Annotated in this window: 27 protein-coding genes and 1 tRNA gene; 7 read left to right on the plus strand and 21 right to left on the minus strand. The window is 65.0% G+C overall.

Annotated elements, in window-relative coordinates:
* Positions 1-2: 2 nt before the first annotated feature.
* The 3 genes from Q4S45_RS07385 to Q4S45_RS07395 all read left to right on the plus strand — a co-directional run bounded on the left by Q4S45_RS07385 (position 3) and on the right by Q4S45_RS07395 (position 3,590).
* A complete protein-coding gene (locus Q4S45_RS07385; RefSeq protein WP_305510546.1) occupies positions 3-2,216 on the plus strand; it encodes a bifunctional serine/threonine-protein kinase/formylglycine-generating enzyme family protein in 2,214 nt (737 codons plus the stop codon).
* A gap of 95 nt (positions 2,217-2,311) precedes the next feature.
* The gene (locus Q4S45_RS07390) at positions 2,312-2,710 is read left to right on the plus strand and encodes an OsmC family protein (RefSeq protein ID WP_305510548.1); all 399 of its coding nucleotides are present in this window, start codon (positions 2,312-2,314) and stop codon (positions 2,708-2,710) included.
* A gap of 4 nt (positions 2,711-2,714) precedes the next feature.
* Positions 2,715-3,590, plus strand: a complete 876-nt coding sequence (locus Q4S45_RS07395) for a pirin family protein (protein ID WP_305510549.1) — start codon at positions 2,715-2,717, stop codon at positions 3,588-3,590.
* Between the two features lie 355 nt (positions 3,591-3,945).
* On the opposite strand, the gene Q4S45_RS07400 is transcribed toward Q4S45_RS07395, so the two are convergent.
* The 3 genes from Q4S45_RS07400 to Q4S45_RS07410 form a co-directional block, all read right to left on the minus strand.
* Positions 3,946-5,343 (minus strand): FHA domain-containing protein, encoded by a 1,398-nt coding sequence (locus tag Q4S45_RS07400; protein WP_308633172.1) that lies wholly within the window; start codon positions 5,341-5,343, stop codon positions 3,946-3,948.
* Between the two features lie 236 nt (positions 5,344-5,579).
* A complete protein-coding gene (locus Q4S45_RS07405; RefSeq protein WP_305510550.1) occupies positions 5,580-6,539 on the minus strand; it encodes a PP2C family serine/threonine-protein phosphatase in 960 nt (319 codons plus the stop codon).
* A 68-nt stretch (positions 6,540-6,607) separates the two neighbouring features.
* Entirely contained in the window at positions 6,608-7,861 is a 1,254-nt protein-coding gene (locus tag Q4S45_RS07410; RefSeq protein WP_305510552.1) for an MFS transporter, read from the minus strand.
* Positions 7,862-7,966: 105 nt separating this feature from the next.
* Between Q4S45_RS07410 and Q4S45_RS07415 the strand changes: the two genes are divergently transcribed.
* Positions 7,967-8,428, plus strand: a complete 462-nt coding sequence (locus tag Q4S45_RS07415; protein ID WP_305510553.1) for a GNAT family N-acetyltransferase — start codon at positions 7,967-7,969, stop codon at positions 8,426-8,428.
* Positions 8,429-8,462: 34 nt separating this feature from the next.
* Here the strand turns inward: Q4S45_RS07415 and Q4S45_RS07420 are convergent, their stop codons facing one another.
* The 10 genes from Q4S45_RS07420 to Q4S45_RS07465 all read right to left on the minus strand — a co-directional run bounded on the left by Q4S45_RS07420 (position 8,463) and on the right by Q4S45_RS07465 (position 16,994).
* Positions 8,463-9,047, minus strand: a complete 585-nt coding sequence (locus tag Q4S45_RS07420; protein ID WP_305510554.1) for a hypothetical protein — start codon at positions 9,045-9,047, stop codon at positions 8,463-8,465.
* Positions 9,048-9,143: 96 nt separating this feature from the next.
* Positions 9,144-9,869 carry a hypothetical protein gene (locus Q4S45_RS07425; RefSeq protein ID WP_305510555.1) on the minus strand — a complete coding sequence of 242 codons (726 nt, stop codon included), beginning with the start codon at positions 9,867-9,869 and terminating at the stop codon, positions 9,144-9,146.
* A 223-nt stretch (positions 9,870-10,092) separates the two neighbouring features.
* Positions 10,093-10,341: a hypothetical protein gene (locus tag Q4S45_RS07430; RefSeq protein ID WP_305510557.1), complete on the minus strand. Its 249-nt coding sequence runs from the start codon at positions 10,339-10,341 to the stop codon at positions 10,093-10,095.
* 3 nt (positions 10,342-10,344) lie between these two features.
* Positions 10,345-10,644, minus strand: a complete 300-nt coding sequence (locus tag Q4S45_RS07435) for a hypothetical protein (protein WP_305510558.1) — start codon at positions 10,642-10,644, stop codon at positions 10,345-10,347.
* Entirely contained in the window at positions 10,641-10,946 is a 306-nt protein-coding gene (locus tag Q4S45_RS07440) for a putative quinol monooxygenase (protein WP_305510560.1), read from the minus strand. Before Q4S45_RS07440 ends, Q4S45_RS07435 begins: the two co-directional genes overlap by 4 nt.
* 143 nt (positions 10,947-11,089) lie before the next feature.
* Positions 11,090-11,536 (minus strand): SH3 domain-containing protein, encoded by a 447-nt coding sequence (locus Q4S45_RS07445; RefSeq protein WP_305510562.1) that lies wholly within the window; start codon positions 11,534-11,536, stop codon positions 11,090-11,092.
* A gap of 11 nt (positions 11,537-11,547) precedes the next feature.
* Positions 11,548-13,080 carry a hypothetical protein gene (locus tag Q4S45_RS07450; protein ID WP_305510564.1) on the minus strand — a complete coding sequence of 511 codons (1,533 nt, stop codon included), beginning with the start codon at positions 13,078-13,080 and terminating at the stop codon, positions 11,548-11,550.
* The gene (locus Q4S45_RS07455; RefSeq protein WP_305510566.1) at positions 13,050-15,428 is read right to left on the minus strand and encodes an FtsW/RodA/SpoVE family cell cycle protein; all 2,379 of its coding nucleotides are present in this window, start codon (positions 15,426-15,428) and stop codon (positions 13,050-13,052) included. Before Q4S45_RS07455 ends, Q4S45_RS07450 begins: the two co-directional genes overlap by 31 nt.
* The gene (locus Q4S45_RS07460) at positions 15,425-16,387 is read right to left on the minus strand and encodes a protein kinase (protein WP_305510568.1); all 963 of its coding nucleotides are present in this window, start codon (positions 16,385-16,387) and stop codon (positions 15,425-15,427) included. The genes Q4S45_RS07455 and Q4S45_RS07460 overlap by 4 nt, the downstream gene beginning before the upstream one ends.
* A 115-nt stretch (positions 16,388-16,502) precedes the next feature.
* Complete coding sequence (locus Q4S45_RS07465; protein WP_305510570.1) at positions 16,503-16,994, minus strand: glycine zipper domain-containing protein; 492 nt, start codon at positions 16,992-16,994, stop codon at positions 16,503-16,505.
* Between the two features lie 176 nt (positions 16,995-17,170).
* On the opposite strand from Q4S45_RS07465, the gene Q4S45_RS07470 reads away from it, so the two are divergent.
* Positions 17,171-18,313, plus strand: a complete 1,143-nt coding sequence (locus Q4S45_RS07470; RefSeq protein ID WP_305510572.1) for a metallophosphoesterase — start codon at positions 17,171-17,173, stop codon at positions 18,311-18,313.
* Between the two features lie 82 nt (positions 18,314-18,395).
* Complete coding sequence (locus Q4S45_RS07475; protein ID WP_305510573.1) at positions 18,396-19,829, plus strand: M20/M25/M40 family metallo-hydrolase; 1,434 nt, start codon at positions 18,396-18,398, stop codon at positions 19,827-19,829.
* Positions 19,830-19,892: 63 nt separating this feature from the next.
* On the opposite strand, the gene Q4S45_RS07480 is transcribed toward Q4S45_RS07475, so the two are convergent.
* The 7 genes from Q4S45_RS07480 to Q4S45_RS07510 form a co-directional block, all read right to left on the minus strand.
* Positions 19,893-20,084, minus strand: a complete 192-nt coding sequence (locus Q4S45_RS07480; protein WP_305510574.1) for a Thivi_2564 family membrane protein — start codon at positions 20,082-20,084, stop codon at positions 19,893-19,895.
* 153 nt (positions 20,085-20,237) lie between these two features.
* A complete protein-coding gene (locus Q4S45_RS07485; protein WP_305510575.1) occupies positions 20,238-20,660 on the minus strand; it encodes a DUF1566 domain-containing protein in 423 nt (140 codons plus the stop codon).
* Between the two features lie 157 nt (positions 20,661-20,817).
* Positions 20,818-20,976: a hypothetical protein gene (locus Q4S45_RS07490; RefSeq protein ID WP_305510577.1), complete on the minus strand. Its 159-nt coding sequence runs from the start codon at positions 20,974-20,976 to the stop codon at positions 20,818-20,820.
* A 93-nt stretch (positions 20,977-21,069) separates the two neighbouring features.
* On the minus strand, positions 21,070-21,489 hold the full coding sequence (locus Q4S45_RS07495; RefSeq protein WP_305510579.1) for a hypothetical protein: 420 nt from the start codon (positions 21,487-21,489) through the stop codon (positions 21,070-21,072).
* Positions 21,490-21,870: 381 nt separating this feature from the next.
* Positions 21,871-22,422 (minus strand): PEP-CTERM sorting domain-containing protein, encoded by a 552-nt coding sequence (locus tag Q4S45_RS07500; RefSeq protein ID WP_305510581.1) that lies wholly within the window; start codon positions 22,420-22,422, stop codon positions 21,871-21,873.
* A 368-nt stretch (positions 22,423-22,790) separates the two neighbouring features.
* Entirely contained in the window at positions 22,791-23,213 is a 423-nt protein-coding gene (locus tag Q4S45_RS07505) for a hypothetical protein (protein WP_305510582.1), read from the minus strand.
* A gap of 1 nt (position 23,214) precedes the next feature.
* The gene (locus Q4S45_RS07510; protein ID WP_305510584.1) at positions 23,215-23,688 is read right to left on the minus strand and encodes a M35 family metallo-endopeptidase; all 474 of its coding nucleotides are present in this window, start codon (positions 23,686-23,688) and stop codon (positions 23,215-23,217) included.
* Positions 23,689-23,879: 191 nt separating this feature from the next.
* Here Q4S45_RS07510 and Q4S45_RS07515 point away from each other — a divergent pair, with 191 nt between their 5' ends.
* On the plus strand, positions 23,880-24,941 hold the full coding sequence (locus tag Q4S45_RS07515; RefSeq protein WP_305510586.1) for a hypothetical protein: 1,062 nt from the start codon (positions 23,880-23,882) through the stop codon (positions 24,939-24,941).
* Between the two features lie 138 nt (positions 24,942-25,079).
* On the opposite strand, the gene Q4S45_RS07520 is transcribed toward Q4S45_RS07515, so the two are convergent.
* A tRNA-Leu gene (locus Q4S45_RS07520) sits at positions 25,080-25,166 on the minus strand.
* Between the last annotated feature and the right edge of the window lie 44 nt (positions 25,167-25,210).

The raw sequence follows: 25,210 nt of genomic DNA on the forward strand, positions 1-25,210 counted from the left end.
CGATGCAGACCGCACGAGACAAGATCCGCGAACTGCGCGCCCTGCACGAAGACGGGCTGCTAAGCCTGCAGGAATTCGACAGCCGCAAGAACGCCATCCTGGACGCCGAGTACGCGCCGCCGGGCGGGGTGTCCGCGCCTGTCCGCCAAGGTACCGAGATCGGACTGATGGCGGGCCAGGAGATCGGCCCGCAGAACCGCCGCTACAAGCTCGAACGCCTGATCGCGCAAGGCGGCATGGGCCAGGTGTGGCAGGCGATGGACCTGGCCACGCATGAGGAACTCGGTCACAGCGCCTGCGTGGCGCTGAAGATCCTGCCGCCGCAGCTGACCGTCAGCCCGACGCTTGCCAAGCTGCTGGTCGAGGAGGCGACCCAGGCGCGCCGCCTGGCCCACGAGAATATCGTGCGGGTCTACGAATGGGCGCAGGACCCGGCCACGGCGAGCTACTTCATCATCATGGAATGCCTGGAAGGCGAGGACCTCGACAGCCTGCTGGCGCGCGAGGGGCCGTTTTCGCTCGAACGCGCGACCGGGCTGCTGGCGCCGGTGGCCGAGGCGCTGGCGTATGCGTGGGAGAGGCACCGGCTGGTGCACCGCGATATCAAGCCCGGCAACGTGTTCGTCACCAAAAAGGGCGAGGTCAAGCTGCTCGACTTCGGCATCGCCGCGCGCGCCCGTTCGAGCGCGAGCAATATCGGGCTGGAGGCGCCGGCTAGTTCCGGCACGGCCGGCTACCGGGCGCCGGAAGCGGGCGTCTACCAGCGCGAGCCAGCGCGCGCGCTCGACGTGTACGCGGTCGCGGTGATGATCTACCAGATGGTTGAGGGACGCATGCCGTTCGACGGCGTGCGCAGCGCGGCGCACCAGCCGCCGCAGCCGGCCGCGCTCACCGCGCCCCAATGGCAGGTGCTGCAGTCCGGCTTTGCCATGGACCCGGAACAGCGGCCGGCCAGCGTGGCCGACCTGCTCGACCAGCTGCGCCGCGCCGCTGCTCCGACGCCGCAGCAAATCGCCGCCGAACAGGCGGAGGCGCGCGCGCGGGAGGAGCTGCGTCAAAAGCAGCTGGCGGCGCAGCGCAAGGCCAATGCGCAGGCGGCAGCGGCGGCCCAGCTGATCCGCGACCAGGAACGGCGCGCGAAGGAAAAGGCCGAGCGCGCGCTGGCGGAAGCGGCGCGGCGCGAGCGCAAGGAAGCGCTGCGCCAGCAATTGCGCGACCGGCGCGCGGCCGACGCCGAGAAGGCGCGGCTGGAGCAGGAAGAACGGCAGCGCAAGCTGCTGCAGGCGAAGGCCGCGGCGGCGTATCGCGAAGAGCAGCATCGCGCGCGCCTCGAAGCGGCAGCGCGGGTGCAGGCGGAACTGGACCGGCTGCTGCCGACCGCCGCGAGCCCGGTGGCCGACACCGAAGGCGTGCTGCGTGACCGCTTCCTGGACGGCTCGGGGGTGGCGCCCGACCTGGTCCTGATTCCGACCGGGCGCTTTCAAATGGGCTCGCCCGAACACGAACGCAAAAAAGCGATGGAGGCCGGATCGCTGCAATCGTGGCTGGACCGCGAGACGCCGCAGCACTGGGTCGGGATCGAACAGCCGATCGCGCTGGGGCGCTATCCGGTCACCGTTGGCGAATGGCGCCGCTTCGCCGAGGCGACCGGCTGGCAGCCGCACGAGGAGTTCAACTGGGACGCGCCGGGCTTCGCGCAGGGCGAGGATCATCCGGTGGTCGGGGTGTCGTGGCACGACGCGCAGCGCTACGTGGCGTGGCTGGGCGAGATGACCGGCCAGCGCTATCGCCTGCCCAGCGAGGCGGAGTGGGAGTACGCCTGCCGCGCCGGCACCAAGACGGCGTTCAGCTTCGGCGACGCCATCAGCACCGATCTGGCCAACTTCGACGGCAACCATAGCTACAATGGCAGCGCGATGGGCGAATACCGGCGCGGCACGACGCGGGTCGGCGAGTTTCCGCCGAATCCGTGGGGACTGTACGACATGCACGGCAACGTGTGGGAGTGGGTGCAGGACCCGGTGCACGACAATTACGACGGTGCGCCGAACACGGGCGCGGCCTGGGAGGAGGGCGGCGATCCGGGACGGCGCATCCTGCGCGGCGGTTCATGGCTGTACAGCCCGCGCTACCTGCGCTCTGCGCTGCGCAACGGCTTTTCGGCGGGACGCAGCAATGGCATTGTCGGCTTTCGGGTGGCGCGCAATTTGCTGTGAATTCAAAATGGGGTCAGGTCCGCGGGACCAGACCCCGTCTCCGTTTGAATTGGTGTAGATTATTGGGTTCCACTACAGCCTTCAGAAGGAACCTTATGTCGATCTCCGTCACCCGCGACCTGTCGCAGCCGCTGGGCCACGTCGTCCACGTGCGCGACCATCAGTTCGTCACCGATGGCAGCATCGAGGAAGGCGGCACCGATTCCGGGCCGTCGCCGCACGACCTGTACGATGCGGCGCTCGCGTCCTGCAAGGCGATGACGCTGGTGTGGTACGCCGGGCGCAAGGGCATTCCCCTGCGCGACGTGAAGGTGGACGTCGTGCGCGATGCCAGCGCCGAGCGGCAGGGCGTGTACAAGCTGGCGACGGTCCTGCACCTCGGCGGCGACCTGACCGAGGCGCAGCGCCAGGAACTGCTGACGGTCGCCGGCAAGTGCCCGGTGCACAAGCTGATGACCACCGTGACCACCGAAATCACCACCGCGCTGGCGTGACGCCATGGCCATCGAATACTTCTTCAAGCCGCACGAAAAAGACCTCGGAGGCGGCTTCATGGTGCGCCGCATCTTGCCCGCCGCGGCGAAGCAGGCGGTGGGGCCGTTCATCTTCTTCGACCACTTCGGGCCGATCGACGCGCCGCCCGACGCCAACCATGACGTGCGGCCCCACCCACACATCGGCCTGGCCACGGTCACCTATCTGTTCGAGGGCGCCATGCTGCACCGGGACAGCCTGGGCTCGGTGCAGCGCATCGAGCCGGGCGCGATCAACTGGATGACGGCCGGCAGCGGCATAGTCCACTCCGAGCGCACGCCGCCGGACCTGGTGGGCAAGGCGCGGCGCAGCCACGGCCTGCAGCTGTGGGCCGCGCTGCCCAAAGAGCATGAAGAGGGGCCGCCCGGATTCAGTCACACGGCGGCCGACCAGATTCCCGTCGCGCCGTTCGATGGCGGCGTCGCCCGGGTGCTGATCGGCAGCGCCTTCGGCCTGACCTCGCCGGTGGCGACCTTCAGCGAAACGCTCTACCTCGACATCCGGCTCGATGCCGGCGCCGAACTGGTACTGGACAAGCTTCCGGAGGAAGCGGCGATCTACCCGGTGGCGGGAGAGCTGGCGATCGACGGCGAGGCGCTGGCGCCGCACACGATGGCTTACTTCGAAACCGGCGGGCGCCCGCGCATCACGACGGCGACCGGAGTACAATTTGTGGTGATTGGCGGCGCGCCGCTCGATGGCCATCGCTTCCTGTTCTGGAACTTCGTATCGTCGAGCAAGGAGCGCCTGGCGCAGGCCGCGGACGACTGGGAACAGCAGCGTTACGCGAAAGTGCCGGGCGAAACCGAGTGGATTTCGCTGCCGAGGCCGCTGCGCTGATTCATGGTGTTTCCTGACGGCGCGGCGCCAGCATAACGTGGCAACGCCTGGAAGGAAGCGCCATGAAGATCCCTAAAGATGTGCAAATCCCCGCCATTGTGTTCACGCTGGAAGCCGCGCTGTTGATCGGCATCTCGCTGGTGTTCCTGGTGCTGGTGCCGCACTGGTAAGCGATGCTGGCCAGCCTTCCCGCGGCTGGCTTGCGAAACAGCGAGCGACTCTTCCTGTCGCTCGACGTAGCGTTGCGCGCGGAAGCGTCGAATAGAGTCGACCGGGCAGCGACGTTGTCGACGCCGCGGACCAACACCTGGGGACTCGGCGTCCCCGTCGCTCCGCCGGACCTGACCCCGCCCAACTAGGCAGTGTGCATGTCCTGCGCCAGCGCCTGCTGCAGCTGGCCAGACCGGCTGCGGATGATCCAGCTTTCCGGATACGGCTCGCTGGTGAAGCGCACATGCCGCTGGAACGGGCTGAGCCGTTCGAGCGATGTCGCCGGCCCCAGCGCCGTCTCGACGCCGGTGACCGCGTCCAGGTGCCAGAAGCCGCCGTTCTGGTGATACAGCAGCGGCATCACGGCCGCGCGCGGTTCGCGCGGGAAGGCCGGCAGCGGGAAGCCGGGATGGCGCCCCGGCTCGAGGAAATAGAAGCACTCGGCAAACTCGCCCTGGTCGATGCGGTGCATGATCACGCCGTTCGGCAGCAGCGCGGAAACGTTGAGCACGACGACGCCCTTGATGCTGGCGGTCAGTTCGATGCGCATGCCCAGCCGCAGCGGCACCGGCTTGTGCTTGCCCGGCCACACGCCGTCGAGCAGGATGCCGTAGCGCGACACGTCCTCGATCTCGAAGCCGCGCTCGCCGCGCCGGATGATGGCGTGGCGCCCTGACAGGCGGCGCGTCAGGCCGTTGCGGTCCTGGCCGTCGTCGCCGAAGTGCGCCAGCAGCACGTCAGCCTCCGGGTCGTATTGTTCCCAGCGCCCCAGCACGCATTCGTCCAGCGCGAACAGGCGCACCTGGCGCTGCGCCCCGGCGTCCGGCGCCGCGTTGACCAGGCAGGCGCTGCTGGCCGGGAAGGGGTGCGGCTCGGTGCGTTCCGGGATGTCGATCTCGATCAGGTCTTCGTCCCACGCGATGGTGGAGAAGCCCAGGTCCACCTTGCCGGCGCCGCCGTCGAGGTTCAGGTGGGCGATCGCGGCATTGCGCGCGGTGACGTCGATGTCGAGGCGGCCGCCGCCGGTTTGCGCGTTGACCTTCGCGATCGAGGCGTCGTCCGCGATGACGCGCACATTCTTGTGGGTCGACAGGAAGGTCTGGTGGATTTCGGTGAGCGAGGCGTCGGCGCGCGGCACCAGCAGCACCATGGTGCAGGCCCAGCGGCGCGCCGGCTGGCCGTCCGGCTCGCTGTCGAGCTGGACGTCGATCTGGTACTGGCCGTGTTCCTTGTCGCGCGAGGAAAATTCGATGAAGACCGGGCGCCAGTCGCCGCGCGTGGTGCGCGCGAAAGCGTGGCGCGCGCCGCCGCCCGCGATCAGCGCCGAGCGCAGCTGCATGGTGATGAGCGGGGCCGCGTCGGCCGGCATGCCTCGCAGCTCGACCTTGATGGCCTGGCGGCCGCCCGCCGCGCGCGGATCGAAGCCGCTGACGTGCAGGTGGGGGCGCTGCAGCAGCGGCAGCGCCTGCGCAACGGCCGTTGGGACCAGCGCGTGCGCCGCATCGCCGCCGGCGGCGCGGGCGCTGCGCACCGCACTGATCAAGTCGAAACTCGTCGGCGGCGCTGCGGCCGGCTGGGCATGCCCGCTGGCGCAAGAGGTATCCCCTAGCATCACCCACAAGGTACAGTGCGGGTGGTCGGCGTTACTGCATTTGTTCATAGCAACGTTTGTCGTCTGTTTAACTCTAGCTTACGCCGGTTTCTTCAAATTCCGGCAAAGCATCTGTTGTAGAGTGTGCCACCTATTTTTCTGGGCTGCAATTAAAGATACTTGACTAGTCAAGCATATGTCTCGTCCTCAGGGTCCGGGTCCGCCAGCGGCCGCAGGACGATCGCGGTCAGGTTATCGATGTGCAGGCCGGGCGGCGGCGTGGTGCGAATGGCGTCGAACAGCAGCTGCACCATGTCCGCGGCGCTGCGGCCGGCGCCCAGTATTTCCGGCCAGCGGCTCACCCACAGGTGCGGCTCGGCGCAGGCCCAGAAGCCGTCGGTCGCCAGCAGGTACACCGCATCGGGACGCAGCGCGACGGCGCGGCGGTCTGGCAGGTGGCGCAGGAAACGCGGCAGCCGCGCCGGCGTGAGCGCGAACAATGCATCGTCGAGCAGCGCCGGGTCGGCGAAGGCATTGCCGAGCACGAACGCCTGGGCGATCTGAGAACGGTGCTCGCCGTGCACCTGCTGCCACCATTCCTGTTCGCCCAGCACGCCCGTCATCGCGAACGCGGTGGCCGGCACATGATCGACCGTCAGCGGGTAGATGCGCTCCGGCGTGATTTCGTACAGGCGCGAGTCGCCGACGTGATACAGCAGCGCCGCCTCGCCTGGCGGCAGCTCGAGCAGGGTCAGCGTGGTGCCGGGGCGCCGTTCGGCGTCGGCGCCGCCGGCAAATTCGGCCTGCAGGCGCGCGTGTAGCCGTGCCAGGTGGTCCTCCAGTTGCGCGATGGTGGTGCAGGCGGGCATCTCCAGCAGCCCGGCGACGACGGCCTCGGCCGCTTCGCGCCCGCGGCCGTGTCCGCCCATGCCGTCGAGCACCGCGATGCGGACGTGTCCGCGCGCCCAGCCGTCGACCTGCACTTGCGCGAGCTGCTCGTCGCGCAGGAACACGGCGCGCCCGGCGCTGTCGATCAGCAGCAGGTTGTCCTGGTTTTCAAGGCCGGCAAACGGATCGGCGCCGGCAACGCTGCCGGCCGCGATATCGAGGCGGGGGCCGAACCGGAGGCTGTCTGGCGAACGAATCATTGGCAAGCGGGCAGGCAGAATAACAATGCTGACAGCTTACCAAGGATTCGCAGCTTTCCATGCGCCGATTAGAGCGGCTTTTCCCGCTTGCCGGTGGCGAGGGCGATGGCGTTGACAATCACGCAAGATCCGGCGACGGCGAAGGCGAAGCGCACGCCGAAGTGATCGGCCATGCGGCCCCAGACCAGGCTGCCGGCGGTGTAGCCGGCCGCCATCACGAACAGGTAGATCGACAGCGTGCGTGCGCGGATGTGCGGCGGGAACGACGACTGCGCCGCCGCATTGAGGGTGGACACGGTGGCCGACCACGCCATGCCGGCCAGCACGATCATCGGCACCAGTACCGCCAGCGAGCGGGCGAACGACAGCGTGATCAGCATGGCGCCGTACACCAGCAGCGCCGCGCTCAGCAGGCGGGTGCGGTCGAAGCGCGCGCGCAGGCCCGGCAGCAGGAAGGCGGCGATGACGGCGCCGGCGCCCAGGCTACCCATCAGCATGCCGAAGGTGCTCGAATTCATCCGCAGCACGTCGCGCACGAACACCGGCAGCAGGCCGGCGAAGGCGATGGTGGCGAAAAACACCGTGCATACGTTGAACAGGATGTGACGGTAGCGGCTGCAGCCGAAAGCGCACGACAAGCCCGCCTTCATGCTTTCGAGGAAGGGCGTGGGCTTCGCCGTCGTGGGCAGGCGTTCGCGCCACCAGGCGCGGTACACGGCGAGCAGGCCGATGAAGGACAGCGCATTGGCCAGGAACAGCGCGCCCGGACCGACCAGGTTGAACAGCACCCCGCCCAGCGCCGGGCCGAGGATGGCGGCGACGTTGTAGCTGAGGTTGTTGAGGGTGGCGGCGGCCTCGAGTTCGTCGGGCTCGACCAGCGCCGACATCGACGCCTGCCAGGCCGGCCACATGAAGGCGGACCCGGTGCCCAGGCAGAACGTGAGCACCAGTACGGGCGCGGCCGTCACATGGCCGGTGATCACCAGGCCGGCCAGGGTGCAGGCGCACAGCGCCATGAACAGGTTGCAGAAGAACAGGAACTTTGGGCGGTCCACCGCGTCGGCGACCACGCCGGCGAACAGCGCGAACAGGAAGATCGGCACGTAGCTGGCGGTCTGGACGAGGGTGGTGACCGAGGCCGAATGCGACAGCGAGGCGATCAGCCAGGCCGATGCGAAAGTCTGGATCCAGGTGCCCAGGTTCGACACCAGGTTGGCCGTCCACAGGCGCCGGTAGCGGGGATGCCGAAGCGGCTTCGACAGGGGCACCTTGCGGCGCACCGGCTGCGCCGGGAGGGGAACGGACAAACTGTCTTTGGACATGATGAGTCCAGTCTAGGCCCGATAGTGCTGTGCGTCAACATTCGTGGGCATTATTTGATGGGCTGTGCTATGTTGGCGGGAGTAACAACATGGACGAAATGACCAATGATTCGAATCAGGCCGATGGAGGCGGGGGAAGTACCAGTGGTGGCGGGCATGTTGAGGGCGCTGATGCTCGAATTCGTGCTGCATGAGTCGACCCCGGAGGGCGGGGCCACGGTGCTGCGGGAAAACAACGAAGAAGGTATCCGCGGCTTCATCGATAGCGGCTTCGTGTACCACGTTGCCGAAGCTGACGGCGCGATCGTCGGCTTTGCCGGCATGCGCGACCGCTCGCACCTGTTTCACATGTTCGTGGACCGCAACTGGCATCGCCAGGGCGTGGCGCGCCGGCTGTGGGAGGCGGCGCGGGCCGCCGCGATCGAGGCGGGCGGCAGCGGCAATTTCACCGTCAACGCGTCCAACTACGCGGTGCCGGTGTACGAGGCGCTGGGGTTCGTGCGCACGGGGCCGACGCAGGAAGCCAAGGGGATGGTTTTCAATCCGATGGCGCTCAATGCAGATTAATGGCACTCACCCTGTAAATCCTCCAATGCCCAAATCAAGGTGTACGGTAGCACATGGCCATTTGCGCGCAGCGGGCCGGTCCTGGCAGATGAGTCCAGTCGCCAGGAGAAGGAAACGTGTATCCGCAAATTTGATTCAACGCCTGGAGTGAAAAAAAGCCTTGGTTGCGGCCGAGTTTTATTGCCCAGCAATCCGCAGCGTTTTCATTGCTCCCAACGACCTGATGCGCACATTCATGGGTATAGATGAACCACTGGATGGTAGGTGGAAGGAAGAAAAAATCCGGGCGAAATAAAAGTTGCCCTGGCGTTGCCATTGCGATATCCGAGATGTTGGCGACGTATGATATGGCGCCATTGCACTGAAGCCGAACGCCCGCAATGATGGGTGTGGGTCCCAAGATGTTTATGATTTGCGATTGGCCTGCATGGGGGAAGCCGAACATCAATCCCAACGCCAACATCGAACTTTTTAGTGCGCGCATGGATATTTCCCTTAAGGTTGGAAATTCTTTGTTTAAACAAAAAACCTCTAAACCACCGAGATCGCCGGTATTACTGGAGAGATTGTAATTCGGTGGGGACAGGGCAGCGTTTATCCCGTAACTGGAGTTGGTCAATCTGGGATTTCAACGTGGAGATCAGAGCCGCACGACTGGGCGGCGGAATTTGCGGGTCCAGAGTATATTGCATAAACTGTCGGATTCGTTCTAGGCCTACGCCACAGTCACCCATCGCGAATTCGGAAATGGCCCAATCGCTAATGATGTACGCGCGTACCCCATTGATTCCAAACCCTGCTTCATTTCGCAAGACATTAAGCGAGTCCTCAAACGCTTTTCTGCCCTCTTGTATTTTTCCAGTGGAGAACTTAAGCGCGCCTTGTAACGACGCGCTTCCGACTGAAGCGAGGGAACGGCGTCTTTCACCTTGATTGCGCGTTCGACAAAAATATCAGCGCTTTTCCAATCGTAAATATTTAATGACTCCGATATCAAAACGATCAGTTGTGGAATTCCCGCTTGGTCGCCAATCCGAGGCAAAAGCGTCGTTGCATACTGAATATTCGCCAGCACTTGCGGCGTAACCATCGAGTTCACAGCCATCACCATTTGCGGATTATTGGATTGGTACTGCAGTTGAATCATATTTTGGCGTAGATTCGCCACTGCATTTACGGCCTTGTTGAATTCTTCGGTCTCTCGAAATAGTGTTTCCCGCGGTTTAGTCCAAAAAATGTCAAAAAGAGAAATCGTACTGAGCAGAATGCCAATCATCAGCGCGAAGAAGCTTGCCTTTTTCTGCAACCAGGCGAAACGACTCGTTTCTTCTGGCTGTTCGAGGTGTTTTAATCTTGAATCGAATGTATTGAGAACCAAGTCAAGCGACGCGGATTGGCTGAGCGCAGCACTCTGTTCGTTTGGCGACGGGTTATCGTTCATGGGACTGCCTCAGGTTTAGCGCGATCGTGGACCACCAGTCGCGAGAGCGAGGGTCTTACCTTCGAGATCGTACCCACGCCAGGTTGGCCCTTCTGCGGAGCATACGGGATCGCCGGGTGAAGGCGCTTTTAGTCTTCCTGCATCGCTTCCCGTCGGTGTGCAGAAGTTATTTCGATGCTAGGCGCAGCGAGCAACCCGGGCAAGCTACTAGAAATGGGGGGTGTTATTTCACCGTCAACGCGTCCAGTTGCCGGCCGCGCCCCCGCGGGCAGCTGAAAAGAAATTCCCGGATCACTCCGCTGTCGTCGGTGAGCGACAGCGTGCAATCGTTGCGTTGCTGCCGAATCGTGATGTCGGGATTCGGTGCGCGATACGATTTGATCAAGTTGGTGACCGATTCATTTTTGTACGCCCAGTCGAAGGCGCCGATGTCTTGTTCGAGCAGGCGCTCGGCGTCCGCGGAGTAGATCACCAGCTAGTCCGGTCTTTTTAAGCTTGATGTTGGATCGCCCGACCACAAGTTCGACGCCCGCGCGATCCACAGATAGGTCGACGCAGGGACATCCGGTATGACTGTCGTGTGGCCGGTGTCGCACTCTTCCAGCGTGATGTTCCAGATCGCGCCGTCGGTTCCCTGATGAGGATGGCGCGCAATCAGGTGCGACGAGTCGGCCTGCAGGTCGACTGTGCGGTAGTACCGGGTTCGGTCGGCGCTGGCCCCCGCCGGGAACAGCAAAGTGATGCAGCCCAGTCCGAAGAAGTGGCGCATGTTCATTGCTGTGGCTTCGCCATGCCGATCCCGCCGAGCGGCTCGGTCTCGAACCGTTCGCCAAAACCGGCGATCATCGGCCGACCTTTGGCGATTGTCTGCTGCACCGCCGGGCGGGACAGTGACGCCTCGTGGCTGTCCTGGCTGTCCCATGCTTCGGTGATCCACATCGCATCGGGATCGGTTTTGTCGTTGGCGATCACGTAACTGTGGCAGCCCGGCATCGCTGACGTGCCTTCGAGGAGAACGGCGACGAGTGCGTCGCGCTGGCCCGGCACGCAACGTATCTTTCCGATCAAGCCGTACATCGCGGTCGCTCCCCGAGAGTTATTGTTGCGACCGAGTGTAAGAACAATCGATTAATTCGGCAATGGGTTCTCCGCATTCGCGAAGACGACGGGATAATGGTCGTCGTCCTCGCGAAAGCGCGTGAAAGCGGCGACCCCATCATTCAACGCCGCTCGTCCGCGCGCCGCAGCCACAGGCTGCTGACCCATCCCGTCGCCGGCTTGCCGCCCACGCGCGTGCTGACCTCCCACCAATCGCCTTCGCGCGTGCCGGTCGTCGTCACCACCGCGCCGACAGGAACCACCGCCAGCCGCCGCGCGCCGATGCCGCTGCCGGCGCGCAGGTTGAGATCCTCGAACACCAGGTAGCTGCGGCCCGCCGTCGGCCACACCGGCCGGATCGCTGCGAGGCCTTCGGTCGCCGTCGTCGTGGCCATCGCCGGTTTCGGCAGCGCCTGGAAAAGCAGGCTCCCGATGCCCCACGTTCCCGCAACCAGGATCGCCAAGGCGCGCGCGTTTGGCCGCTTCCACCAGCGGCCCGGCGTCAGGAACGCCGCCAGCACCAGCGTCAGCGCCAGTCCCGCCGCGAACGCCGCGATCATGTAAGCCATGCCAGCCTCCGTTACGCGTCGAAGCGCAGCACGTAATGGCCGGCCACCAAGTGATGCCCGGCCGGCAGCAGGTAAGGCGTGTCGCCGCCGATGCCGGCGACGAAGCGCATCTGCTCGTCGAGGTGGTACAGCGCCTGCGTCGCGCTGAGGCGGCCGATCTGGTAGCCGCCGCCCGCCGCTTCGAAGCTGAAGGCATTGCGCGACAGGCCGATGCGGTCCGCGCTGGCGCTGTCGAAGCCTTCCGAGCGCCGCAGGAAGCGCGCCTGGTCCAGCACGCGCAGCGCCGCCAGCATCGGCGCGCTGCGGCCGAACACGAAACGCGCGCCGCTGGCCGCCGGCACGGCCGGCGGATTGGCCAGGGTCAGGATCGCCGAGTAGCGGTCGGCCATCTCGGGCGCCACCGCGGACAGCGTCACCGTGCCGCCTTCGACCGGCGTAAACGTCGCCGGCACCGCGATGCGTTCGCGGCCGGCGCCGGTGATGGCGTGCAGTTCGTCGCCGGCGTCCACCGCGAAGCTGATGATGGCATCTTCGGCGTGGGCGGCCACGCCGAGCGTGCGATCGAGCCCGATTTCCAGGGCCAGCGCGCCGGTTTCGCGGTAGCGCGACAGCCGCGGCATCGCCAGCGCCACCAGGCTTACGCGCTGTTGCGACACGGGCGCGTAGGTCGCGTCGCCCTCGACGGGCGTCGAAGGCCGGTGGCTGCCCGGCACCGCGGTCAGTTCGACTTCGTCCGGCGCGCGCGAGCGCGTCTTCCACACGGCTGCGGGCTTGAGCTGGATCGGCGACGCTGCCGCCGGCTTGTCCGGCGCCGCGGCTGCGGGCGCGACGCGCGTCACCTTCATCAGCAGCCTGGCCCCGGGGCCATCGAGCTTCGACTTCACTGTGAAGTAGCCGCCGATCGGATCGAAGGTGCAATCGAATGCGCCTTTCGGGCGCACCTGGACCTCGATCGGGGCATCCGGCCCGTCGTTGATCAGGAGGATCGCGCCGTCGGCGCCGAACGGCCAGTCCGGCGCCGCGTGGCTGGCCGACTGGTCGTCCGCGCCGATCAGCGCCAGGCGCTGGTTGGGGTAGATCGAACACACCGGCTTCCAGATCGCACTGTCGCGCGACGTCGTGACCGCGTACAGCACCTTTTCATCCGGCGCCGGCAGGTACACCGCGTGCCCGAACTTTACCTCGACCTGGCCCGGCTCCAGCGAGTCGGCGCCGACCACGTCGTAGCGCACCTCGTCGCTGCCGAGCAGGTCGCCGAAATCCTTCTGATGCAACTGGGCCAGCGACTGCGCCAGGTCGCGCACGCGCGCGCCGCGCGTGAGGTGGCGATCGTCGTCCACCTCGTCCTGCGGCAGCATCAGCGTCACGTGCGAGAAGCAGCGCGTGGCGGCGCGGCCGCGGTGTTCGCGCGGCGATCGTTCGAGCAGGTCGCGCAGCAGCGGCCTGCGCGCAAACAGCGCCAGCCCCGGCGCCTGCCACAGCGCCTCGGCGTTGAAGACATCAGGCACCTTGCCTAGCACTTCGTGTTGGACATAGACCGGCATGATTGAATCTCCTCGGATGATTGGGCGCTGATCGCACTGAACGCTAGCAGGGGGCAGATGAAAAACAGCAGGTGGCTGCCGCCGGCCGAGAGAAAGCTCATGGGCTGGCCCATGATCGGGAAAATCGCCAGGTTGGTGCCCCACGAGAGCAGGAAGTGGCCCAGCACGAAGGCGGCGCCGCCGCACAGTGCGAAGCAGCGGAAGCGGCCCATCCAGGCGTGGCGGAAATCGCGCGCTTCGACGCTGGCGGCATACGAGCGCGCGGCTGTCTGCAGCACCCCGACCAGGAACAGCGCCTGCAGCATCCACAGCGCGAGCGCGCCGGCCAGGCCGTGTCGGTTCACGAAGAACGACGGCGCAAAGTCGTCCTGCACCTGCGGGATGTGCAGCGCGCTGCCGGCCGGCTGGCCCAGCGACGAGATGCCGAGCAACTGGTCCGAGCCCCACCACGCGCCCTCGGCGATGGCGCGCGCACCGAGCAGCAGCTGCTGGCCGGTGTGCGGATGGCTGGCCGGATCCAGCCACACCAGGAAGCGGTCGGCGTAAAAGGTCCATTGGGACACCTCGCCGGCGCCGGCGCCGCGCAGCCAGGCGATGGACGCCGCGGCGCCGCAGGCGAGGCCGACGATGGCGGCCGTGGCGAGATACTTGCGCGCCGCCAGCGACCAGGCGAACGCCATCGCCATGCTCCATACCAGCAGCAGGATCAGCGGCGAGTAGTCGTCCACCTGCACCAGCGCGAGGCCAAGCAGGGCGAGGAACAGCAGCGCCGGGGCGGCGAGCCGGAACCAGCGCAGGACGGGATGGATGTGCGCGGGCAGCGCCGCATCCCATCCGAGACCGAGGGCGATGCAGTGCGCGGTCAGCGCCGTCAGCGCAAGCTTGGCGAATTCCACCGGCTGCAGGTCGAACACCCCGGTTTCGTCGCCGAGCACCACTTGCAGCAGCAGGGCCGCCAGCGCGCCGCACGCGAGCAGCGCGAGCATCCATTCGAGCCGGGTCTGCGGCATGACGAAAGCGCGTCCGCCCAGCCGCAGCCGCAGGTGCGCGCCGATGCCGAGGCCGATTGCCAGCAGCGCGGTGGACTTCTGATAGTGGCGCAGCCAGGACGACTCCATGGCGCCGAGGCCCAGTTCGAGCTGCGCGAGCAGGCCCACGGCAAGCAACAGCACGCCCGCCGCCGTCACCAGCGACGGGCGTCCCGGCAGCATCAGGCAGCACCACATGGCGGCGCATCCGAGCAGGATCGACACGCCGACGCCGGGCGGCGTGCCCGCGCGCTGCAGGACCAGGGCGGCGATGCCGGCGATGGCAAGCAGCACCGTGGCAAAGCTCGCCGCGCGGGTGGCGGGGGCGACGCCGCGCTCGAACGGCCAGCGTCCGCGCTGCCATGCGAGGGCGCCGGTGGCCGCGAGCGCGCCGCACAGCACAAGCGCCAGGAGCCACGCCGGCCCGCCGGACAGCGCCCACGGTCGTCGCCAGCCCCATTCCCATTGGACCTGCGGCGGCAGCTCGACGCGCGCGTCAAGGAACAGGGCGACGTGGCCCACTGGCCTGAATTCCAAGCGGTCGTTCGCGATGCGAATCGCAAGGCGCGTATGGCCGGCGACCAGCGCCGTTACGCCGTCGAGCGGAACTTCGTTGCGCGCCAGGTCGAAGCTGCCGGCGCCCGAGGCCACCAGCATCGGCGCGGTGCCGCCGCCGCTTGCCAGCAGCAGCCGGCCATTGCTGCGGCCAAGCGTCGCGGCGCCGATTTCGATGTGTTCCAGTCCCAGGCGGTTGTCGCAATACAGATTGCCGCCGAATGAAAGCGGCCGCGCGAAGGTCATCGTGCGCGGCGCCCAGCGGTTCCACAGCGCCGCGACGCGGGCGCCCAGCCGGGCGTCGGGGCAGGGCGGCAGAGCGCGGCCGTCACGCTGCAGGGTTGCGCCGTCGTAGCGCCAGCGCTGCCCGGCGCCGGCAAATGCGACGGAATGGTCGTCGCCCGATTGCACCGTGAACAAGGCGCCGCCGATGCGAAATTGCTGGCCTTCGCGCAGGGCGATTGTCCCGGTGCGCAGCTCCGATCCGTCGCGCTGCAGCAGCAGCTGCCGGTTGCCGCTCACATTGCGCGCAAACCAGCGGCCGGCCAGATCGCGCCGAATGCCGACGTGGGCCCTGTCGGCCTGCGGCGCGGCCAGTTCCTGCCGCCCCAGCGTGATCGACTCGCCCGGCTTGAGCGACAGCGCGATGAGTGCCGGCGACATCACCGCCGGCGAGCGCCACAGCGCCACCAGCTGCAAGGCGCACAGCACGCCGAGCGCGATCGCCGCGACCAGGAATCCGCCAAGGTGGAGGCGCCGGATCATGCCGCCCTCGACACGGTGGTGGCGCTGCGCACATCGGCGATCATGCGGCTGATCGCCAGCGCGTGGGGTGGCCGCTCGTGGCGATCGGCGCTGAGCAGGCGGCGCAGCAGGGCGAGCGCCGGTGTGCCGGCTTCCCCGGCCCGCTGCGCGAACTGGACAGCTTCGTCGTCGCGCAGCGTGGGCGGCATCGCGCCGCCGTGGCTGGCCAGCAGGAACGCGGCGCCGCCGGCCTGGTGTTCACGGTAGGCCTGGCCGCAATCGCTGCAAAAGCGCAGCGGCAGCCCGCCCGTGACCAGGTAGTAGAACATCGCGCCCAACGCAAAGTAGTCGCTGCGCGTATCGGTGTGGTAGCGGCCATCGCGGTCCGGGAAGAACTGTTCCGGCGCCTGCCAGTTGGCGGTGCCCGCGTAGCCGTGCGGCGCCGCTTCGCCGAGCAGGCGATTGGTGCCGAAATCAGTCAGCTTGACTCCGCCCCGGACGGTGTCGAGCAGGACGTTCGACGGCTTCAGGTCGAGGTAGCGCCAGCCGTACTGATGCACTTTTGCCAGCGCGTCATTGATCTGGCCGAGCCAGGACAGCGCCTGGCCGAAGCCGATCGCGCCGCCCGCGCGGCGCAGGCGCGCGACATGGCTCGCCACGTCGGCGTCGAGCAGTTCGAGCGCCATCACGGGCAAGCCGTCGTGCATGCCGCTATCGAGCAGGCGGACGATGTGGCGCTCGTCCCAGGGCGCAAGCGAACGCAGGAACGCAATCTCCTTGCTGGCGCTGGCGATCCAGCGCTCGCGCTGTTCCGGCCGGGCGCGCGCCATCTGCTCCCGGTTAATTAGCTTGAGCGCAACCTGGCGGCCAGCCGGCAGCGCGTCGGCGCACCAGACCACCCCGTAGGCCGAGCGGGCCAGCGGCGCGCGCAGGCGGTAGGCGCCCGCTTCGAGTGTGATGACCGCGCCCGCATCCAGCATGCTTCCCCCGTTCGATGGGACGGCGAGTGCCGTCAGCGGAGGTTAGCGGGGGGCGGACGAAAAAAAACGCCGCCGGTTGCCCGGGCGGCGTTTGATGAACTGCGTTGTGCTGCGATTAACGGTGACCGTGGTGACCGTGGTATCCGCCGTGGCCGCCGTAGTATCCGCCGCCGCTGCTGAAATACACGACGGTCGAAGGACGGCTGTAGTAGTAGCTCGGCGCAGGGGTATAGTACACCGGCGCTGGCTCGACGTACACCGGGGCAGGCTGTACATACGTTGGGGCCGGTGCGTAATACGTATTGCTGTACGAGTCGCGGCTGTCGTAGTACGCCGCTGGCGCCGGCGCGTAGCCGCGGTTGTCGTAATAGTAACCGTTGCTACGATTGTCGTAGTAACGGTCGTTGTTGGTGCTGATCGAATTGCCGACCGCAGCGCCCAGCACGCCGCCGACGATGGCGCCATCGCGTCCACCGGCATTGTGGCCGATTGCGGCACCGATCAGGGCGCCGACCGCGGTATTCGCACCGCGGTCCTGAGCCATTGCCGTCGTCGAGACGGCCGTTGCGGCCAGAAGCACCGCGCCTACGAATTTTTTGTTCAACATGGCGATTTCCTCTTGCCTCAACCTGGATCGGAATGATCGTATAAAGTGCTGGGCATGGAGTCACTATATGTGTGTCCAGAATCTCGCGCCATTCTTAATACAGACTCTTACAACTCCTGTGTCGCATGTAACATACAGTGTATTTACGCGGCCAATTCACCCTTTCCGGACCCTCCATGCCCCGCCGTTCCTTTCTCACCGTCGCCGTTTTGCTCGCGCTGCTGCACGCCTATATCGGCTGGCGGCTGATCCCGGCCATGGCGCTCGGCGCCGCCGGGCAGGGCGCCGGGATCGCGATGCTGATCGCGTCCACGCTATTGGTGCCTACGGGCCTGTTCGCCTCGCGGCTGAAGCGCGGCCCTTGGGGCGAACGCCTGACCTGGGCCGGCCTGCTGGCCATGGGCTTGTTTTCTTCCCTGCTGGTGCTGACCGTGCTGCGCGATGCGGTCATGCTGGTGCTGGCGCTGTTCGGCGCGGGCACGCCGGCCCTTGCGCGGGCCAGCGCTTTCGGCGTTCCCCTGCTGGCGCTGGCAGTGACGCTGGTCGGCTTCGTCAACGCGCGCCGGCTTGCGAAGGTGGTCGAAGTCGACGTGCCGATCGCCGGGCTGCCCGACGCGCTGCACGGCTACACGATCGCGCAGATATCGGACATCCACGTCGGCCCCACGATCAGGCGCGGCTACCTGAATGCGATCGTCACCAGGGTCAACGGACTGCAGCCCGACGCAATTGCGATCACCGGCGACCTGGTTGACGGCAGCGTGCCGCGCCTTGCGCTGCACACCGCGCCGCTCGAACGGTTGTCCGCGCGTGACGGTGCGTTTTTCGTCACCGGCAACCACGAATACTATTCGGGCGCCGACGCCTGGATCGCCGAACTGCGCCGGCTCGGCATCACGGTGCTGATCAACCAGCACGTGGTGCGCGAGCGTGACGGCCACGCCGTGATGATTGCCGGCGTTGCCGATTTTTCGGCTCACCATTTCGACGAATCGCACCGCAGTGACCCGCACGCCGCAGCGGCCGGCGCGCCCGCCAATGTGCGGGTGAGGGTGCTGCTGGCGCACCAGCCGCGCAGCGCGGAGGCGGCTGCGGACGCCGGCTTCGACCTGCAGCTGTCGGGCCACACGCACGGCGGCCAGTTCTTCCCCTGGAACCTGTTCGTGCCCCTGCAGCAGCCGTTCACCGCGGGCCTGAACCGGTTTCGCTCCCTGTGGGTGTACACCAGCCGCGGCACCGGTTACTGGGGCCCGCCGAAACGCTTCGGCGCGCCTTCCGAGATCACTTTGGTGCGGCTGGTGCGTGGCGAAGCGGCGTAAACACGCCATCGCGGGCGTGTACAAAATGGGTACAAATGGGATATTGTTCGAGTCCTCATGAACCTATCGAAGGACCTGCTGCATGAATCGCACTCTGTTCCCGTTCGCCCTGTCCATTCTCGCCGGCGCCGTGCTGGCCGCAAACGCGGCCGCCGCCACGCCGGGTAACGATCCCGCCGCGCTGGGCCAGATCCGCGCCGCGGCCCTCAAGAGCGACTGGGCCTACGAGCGCCTGGCCGACATGACGGACCTGATCGGACCGCGCCTGTCGGGATCCGCGGGCGCCGCGGCCGCGGTGACGCAGGTGGCCGAGGCGATGCGCAAGATCGGCGCGAAGGTGACGCTGCAGCCGGTGAAAGTGCCGCACTGGGTGCGCGGCGCCGAGAGCGCCGAGCTAACCGAATATGCGGGCCGTCCGGCCGGCCTGTCGCAGAAAGTGGTGCTCACCGCGCTGGGCGGATCGGGCGCGACGCCGGCGGCCGGCCTGACCGCGCAGGTGATCGTGGTTCATGATTTCGACGAACTGAAGGCGCGCGCGGCCGAGGTGAAGGGCCGCATCGTGCTGTTCGACGTGCCGTTCGACCAGCAGATGGCCGATCACGGCCAGGCCGGTCAGGCGTATGGTCAGGGCGTGCAGTACCGCGGCGGTGGCACGCGCATGGCGGCGCAGATGGGGGCCGCGGCCGCGCTGGTGCGCTCCGTCGGCGGCGCCGATTACCGTCTGCCGCACACCGGCGCGAGCGGCCTGCAGGACGGCGCGCGCATCCCGGCCGCGGCCGTATCGACCGAGGACTCGATGCTGATGGCGCGCCTGGCCAAGCGCGGGCCGGTGACCATGCACCTGACCCTCACGCCGCAAACGCTGCCCGACGCCGACAGCTTCAACGTCATCGCCGACCTGCCGGGCACCGACAAGGCCGATGAAATCGTCATCGTGTCGGGCCACCTCGATTCGTGGGACCTGGCGACCGGCGCCAACGATGACGGCGCCGGCGTCGTCAGCGCGATGGCGGTGATCGACACCCTGAAGAAGCTCGACTTCCGTCCGCGCCGCACCATCCGCCTGATCGCCTGGATGAACGAGGAAAACGGCGGCCGCGGCGCGCAGGCGTACCTGGAAGCGAACAAGGCCGACGCCGGCAAGCACTTCGCGGCGATCGAGAACGACGAGGGATCGGGCCGGGTATTCGGCATGCGCACCAGCGTGCCGTTCGAATCGATGAAGCAGTTCGCACCGCTGCGCGCCGCGCTGGCGCCGATGGGGGCGGGAGCGCTGCAGCGGACCGACGTGCTGGGCACGGGCGACCTGCACGGGCTCGAGGCGGCCGGCGTGCCGAGCTTCGCGCCGCTGATCGATGAATCGACCTATTTCAACTATCACCACACGCCGGCCGACACGCTCGACAAGGTCAAGCCCGAAGACCTGCGCCGCCACGTCGCCGTGATGGCCACCACGACCTGGTTCTTGGCCAACATGGAGCAGCCGGTCGGGCGCACGGTCGTGCCGGCGCGCTGATCGCAGTGAGCAAAAACAGAAAACCCGGCGCGAAGCCGGGTTTTTTGTTGAAGCTGAGGCGCGCTAGAAGTTCAGCCGCGGCAGGTAGCCACCGGGGATAATTCCGAACACCGACAGCACGATCAGGATCAGCAGGATGATGAACAGCACGCGCACGATTTGCGCGACGGGCGCCGGCAGCGGCAGCAGGCTGACCAGCCACCAGATCAGTCCGAAGATGACCAGATAGACGATGAGGCTCATTATTGTGGCCATGTTATTTTCCTCTACGGCGTGGTTGACGAGATATCAAGATTTGCTGACGCAACGATAGCGGAAGATTGATCACTCGACTGTACGGTAGAGCACATAGCACTCGCGGCCACGCAAAAATGGGGTCAGGTCCGCAGGACCAGACCCCCGGCTTCGTCACGCGGCGCTGGCGGCATCGGGCTCTGGTGCCGCGGCGCTGCTGCCCCCATCTTCCTGGATGACGCGCCGCACGGCCCTGGCGCGGCCATGGAACTGGCGCCCATACATGGTCTGAATGCCGCTCGAGAAGTTCTCGCCCCACACCAGTTGCGAGCGGGTTTCCGACGGCTCGCGCGACCAGTACCACACGCGCTGGAAGTGCTCCTTCTGGTTGGCGAACAGCAGCGCCAGTTCGCGCCGGTTGGGCAGCTCGCCGCCGGCCCGCACGGCCCAGTCGCGCGCGGCGGCCCAGGTGACGTCGTCGATTTCGCCCGGCAGCAGAATGAGGTGATGGTCCGGCGCGCCATCCTTTCCCAGAATGAGGCCCGCGTAATATTCACCTTCCCGCAAGGTGTCCCTGACTGGTTCGAGCCTGCTCATGCGCGCCTTCCTCGGTGAAAGTGCCGGTCTGTATCTTAAGACCGTTTTGAGGCCCGCAAGTTGCCGCGTTTTGCGGCCGATTTCGATTCGATCAAGCCGTCCCATCCGCAAAGCAAAAATCCGCCTCGCGGGCGGCCTTGGCGGGGCGCGCAGCAATTCAGTACATCATGCGCCGTGCCAGCACGGGAGGACGGATGATCGCGCGCTCGGGCCGCGCGGCGCGCTGGAACAAGTTCGGCCACAGCACCAGCGAACGCTCTCCGCAGTGCGAGCAAAGGATGTTCTTGCTGTTGACCAGCACAAGGCGCTGGAGCATTGTGCGGGGGATACGTCGCGTATGAGTCGAACCGCAATCCGGGCAGGCGTTCATGGTGGTCTTCTCCAAAAAGGATGGTTATTTGTGGACGGCTTACTGGCAGTTAAGGGTAATGCTGTCGCCTTCGTCGGCCTGTGCGCGCATCAGTGCGCTGTCGCCGCAGCGGTAGGTGACGGTCAGGCGCTTGCGGGCTCCCCGGGCGGGATCGCCGCACAGCTGGTTGCCGGCGGTAATGGTCGGGTTGGGGTAGCGGCCGATCATCTGGCGCACCGCTTCGCGCGCGTCGCATGAGGCGTCGCGCACGCCGTAGAGGGCTTCGGCGATGTGGATCCGTCCGCGGCCGCCGTATTCCTGGCCACCGCGGCTTTGCGCCGCCGCCATGCCGTCGCGGTAGCCCTGGTCGTAGCCGCGGCGATATTCCTGGCTCTGGGCCGAAGCGGCGCCTGAAACCACGCCGAGGCCAATGAAGGCGAGCGCGCACATAAGGCGTTTGCCGGCAAATTGGGTGTTCATCGTGATCTCCTTGCATTGATATGTTTTGTCAACAATACAAGGCGCACAGCCTTCCTTCTGTGCGGTGACGCTCAGAGCGAGGCTTGATTTCGATTCATTTTTTGTCTACTTGGCAGCTGGACGGGAGCAACGCGGCGAGTGATGCAATGCCACTTATGGACGTCGAGTGGCAATGGTTCGATATCCATATTTCGACGGTTGGCGCTGAACGGGCTGAACCCGGCAACCAAGCTCGATTTTTTTGGACCGGGCCGAGGAGCTACTGGCGAAGACCATCGGGGAAAAGTGAGCTGTCATGCAGCCCGATGCCGGCCGATTGGCATCTGCCTGAACAACAAAAAAGCCCGCACAAGGCGGGCCGCGGGATGACGCCGAAAATTGTTATTTTTTTGCCGCTTGACGGCGGCGCGCTGCCGCGAAACCCGCCAGGCCCAGGCCGATCAGGGCAAGGCTGCCAGGTTCAGGGACGTCGGAAACCGCCGGCGCACGAACCAGGAAGGTCTCAGCCGCCGTGCTGTTGCGCTGTCCTAATGACGGCGCCAGTGGCGAGTGCCACACGTAACCAAGGCCGACGTCGCCACCGTCGCAGTGGTCGTACTGGGTATTGAAATAAGCTGAGGCACAAAGCGGAGAGCTGGTGGTGTGGAAGGCGGCCATCAGCGCTGACAAATCGGAAAAGCTCGCGTTCCATTGATCATCGGTAGCGAATTCGAACCCATGGTGCAGTTGGACCACGCCGCAGCTTGGCTGAAGGCCGGCGCAGGGACCTGCATACACCCATTCAAAGCCCCCTGCCTGGACGATTAGCGATGGGTCCGGCGCCTGCCCAAGCATGGTGACGGCGCCCGCCGATCCGGCCGACAGCAGCGCGGCGCAGGCGAACATCGACATGCCGGCCGACTTGATTACTGATTTCATTTTTTTATTAAACACGTTTATCCCCTTGTTTGGTCACGACTATTACCTCGATTCAAATACCACACGCAATAGAAGTAAAGCAATTAACGTGCCCGAACTAACAAGCCTTTGTAAACAATAGTTTGCGCTGAGAAAGTAAGAGAAGCGCGACCTCCTGTAAAATTTCTCGACAATGGAGGGTTGAAATCGGATCAAACGAATGTGGCCCATCGTTGCATGTTCGGGATCGGCGCTGCAGCGTGTACCGCAGATACAGCTTCGCTTTCAGCGGCTGCTGGGAGGGATTTCGAATTTCAGATGGGCGCCTCGCGTTTGGCAATGTTTCGGGTCGTGGCAGGGCGTGCAGCCTTCTGTTTCGCGTCACGCAAGAATTTCAGAGGCCATCAAGGCAATGCCCGGGCGATTCGCTTCGCTGGATCAACTTCATACCGCCGGCCAGTTTCGGTGACGATAAGCAGCTTGCCGTCAGACGTCGCGGCCAGGGTCCTGAAATGGTCTTCCTGCACGTCGGACTCTAGCCGCGGATCGATCGCAAGGTCGTAGACTTTGAGTGTCCAGAGTCGGGCGCCGGTAGCCGCATCGTATGCTCCCAGCACGCCAGGTGCATGATCGGGACCCGGTGTCGCCGACTGAGTGGTCGGTTCGTAACGAATCCCACCGATCGTTACTGGGGGCACATGAGGTGCCGGAGGGCGACTGAATGATAAACCCGACATGGACGACTCCTTGGCTGCGGTGGGCGACGGAATGCCGCAAAATTCATTACGATAAGGCTTGCGGCAAAGTGACGAGTAGTAGCGCTGCAAGTCATTTTAGGACTCGTCCCCGAACCCCATCATCCAACGCTCCCGCGCAGTCCGCCGCGAAAAAGGCCCAGCTTTCCGCATTGGTCAGGCAGGTGGCGGTATTGAAGTTATTCTTTTCCGGCTTCATCCCTAATGAGTCGTGGGCATAGCGCACGTCGACCGCTGCAAGTTCCACGTGAGCCATCTCGTGAACAAGTATTCGGGTCCAGTTCTTTTTGCCGGACAGGATATTCTTACTATCAAAGAAAGCACTTTCTATATAGATTACTCGGAGCCCGTCGCTAGCAGCGGAACCCGGCGCCGCCGCAGCTTTCGACAACCAGATCTTGTTTGTGGTATCCCCTCGGATGGCGGGGACGTCGGTCAAAATGACTTGGCCTTTGGTCATCGCACTCGCCATCTTCTTGAAGCCGATGTTCAGGGTGGGGGCGATTGCGGCAAGCTCAGTTTCGCTCTGATTGATTTCGTCGTCCAACCATCGTTTGATGCAAAGTATGCCAAATGCGAAAAATCGCCACTAGCCTCCTGTAAACTGTTCAATTCCGGCTCCAAACCTGCATCATGACGTCTGCAGTTGGGCGGCACCAGTTTGATATACATACGCAACCAAACACACGCAAGTCATGGCTTCTGAGAAAATGCCGCATCTCATCGGGAGGAATATATATGGAAAGTCAGTTCGATCCAGACGCGGGAACGGTCATGGATGGAGGGCGCATTGTCGCGTTCAGCTTCAATAAATTTGTTAATGATATTTGTAAGGACGGTCACTGTTTCATTTGCGGAACCCCTCGCGACGAAACATTCAACGATGAACACGTGATTCCTAAATGGCTGCTGCGCTGGGCAGGTCTGTTCGACCAGTCGATTACGTTGCCAAATACGGTAAAACTGAAGTACAGCCAATACACGCTTCCGTGCTGCCGTGAATGCAACAGTTTTTACGGCAAAAACCTCGAAGAACGCGTCCAACCTTTGCTCACCCAAGGATATGCAAGTCTCACGGCAGGCTTGGATCGAAAATCCAGCGAGTTGCTGTTTGTTTGGGTCGCGTTTGTCTTCTTCAAAACGCACCTCAAGGATACTCAGCTGCGGCTCCACCTTAATAAACAAAAGGGAGAGCAACCGATTTCGAGCAAATACGACTTCGCGTGGCTCCATCACATCCATGCGGTGATTCGGAGTATCTACACAGGCGCTAAACTTGAGCCCGCCTGCATCGGCACTTTCCTGGTTTTGAACGCGCCGGAGGGGCCGACCAGCACCCCGTTCGATTTCCGAGATATCAATGGTATCAATACCATACTGCTCAGGGTGGGCGACACTGCCTTATTGGCGTCGTTGGACGACGCCAAACTGAGCCAACCGTTCTTGAAAGGCCATATTGACGCGACGGCAGGCAAGCCCATGAGTCCCATTCAGCTACGGGAGATGCTGGCACATCTTAGTTTCGTCAGTTGGAGCTTATCTCACCGACCATTGTTCCGGAACGAGTACGATCCGGCGGCACGAACATCGACGATCAGGGCCGCAGTTCCGCAACAAGTACAGATGGCAAACGCGCCAAAGACCACATTCGGTCAAATGCTCTATCTCTGCACCTTCGACATGCTGCCGAAATTAGGAATACGGGACCTGGCCGCGCTGGAAGCGGAAGTCAAGACCGGGGAGGTCGGGTTCATTTTCGACGAGAACGGAGATTTTCACGTGAACGGCGCGATGCGCTAGAAGGGGTTTGCATTCCCGTGTTTGCAGCATGGCCGGGTTACGCTGCCACAATCGCCAGTAGCCTCCGTGTGCGCACGCGCACCGCGCAAATCAGTATCAAAAGGGGGAGAGGTCGCGACGAATGTCGATACCAATTGTTGGTGCCCGGGACCGGAATCGAACCGGTACGCCATTTCTGACACGAGATTTTAAGTCTCGGGTGTCTACCAGTTTCACCACCCGGGCAGCGGGCGAGATTTTAGCACATTGGCACCATGTCGGGCGAGGAA

The organism is Massilia sp. R2A-15, assembly GCF_030704305.1.
Lineage (GTDB): Bacteria > Pseudomonadota > Gammaproteobacteria > Burkholderiales > Burkholderiaceae_D > JAFCUW01.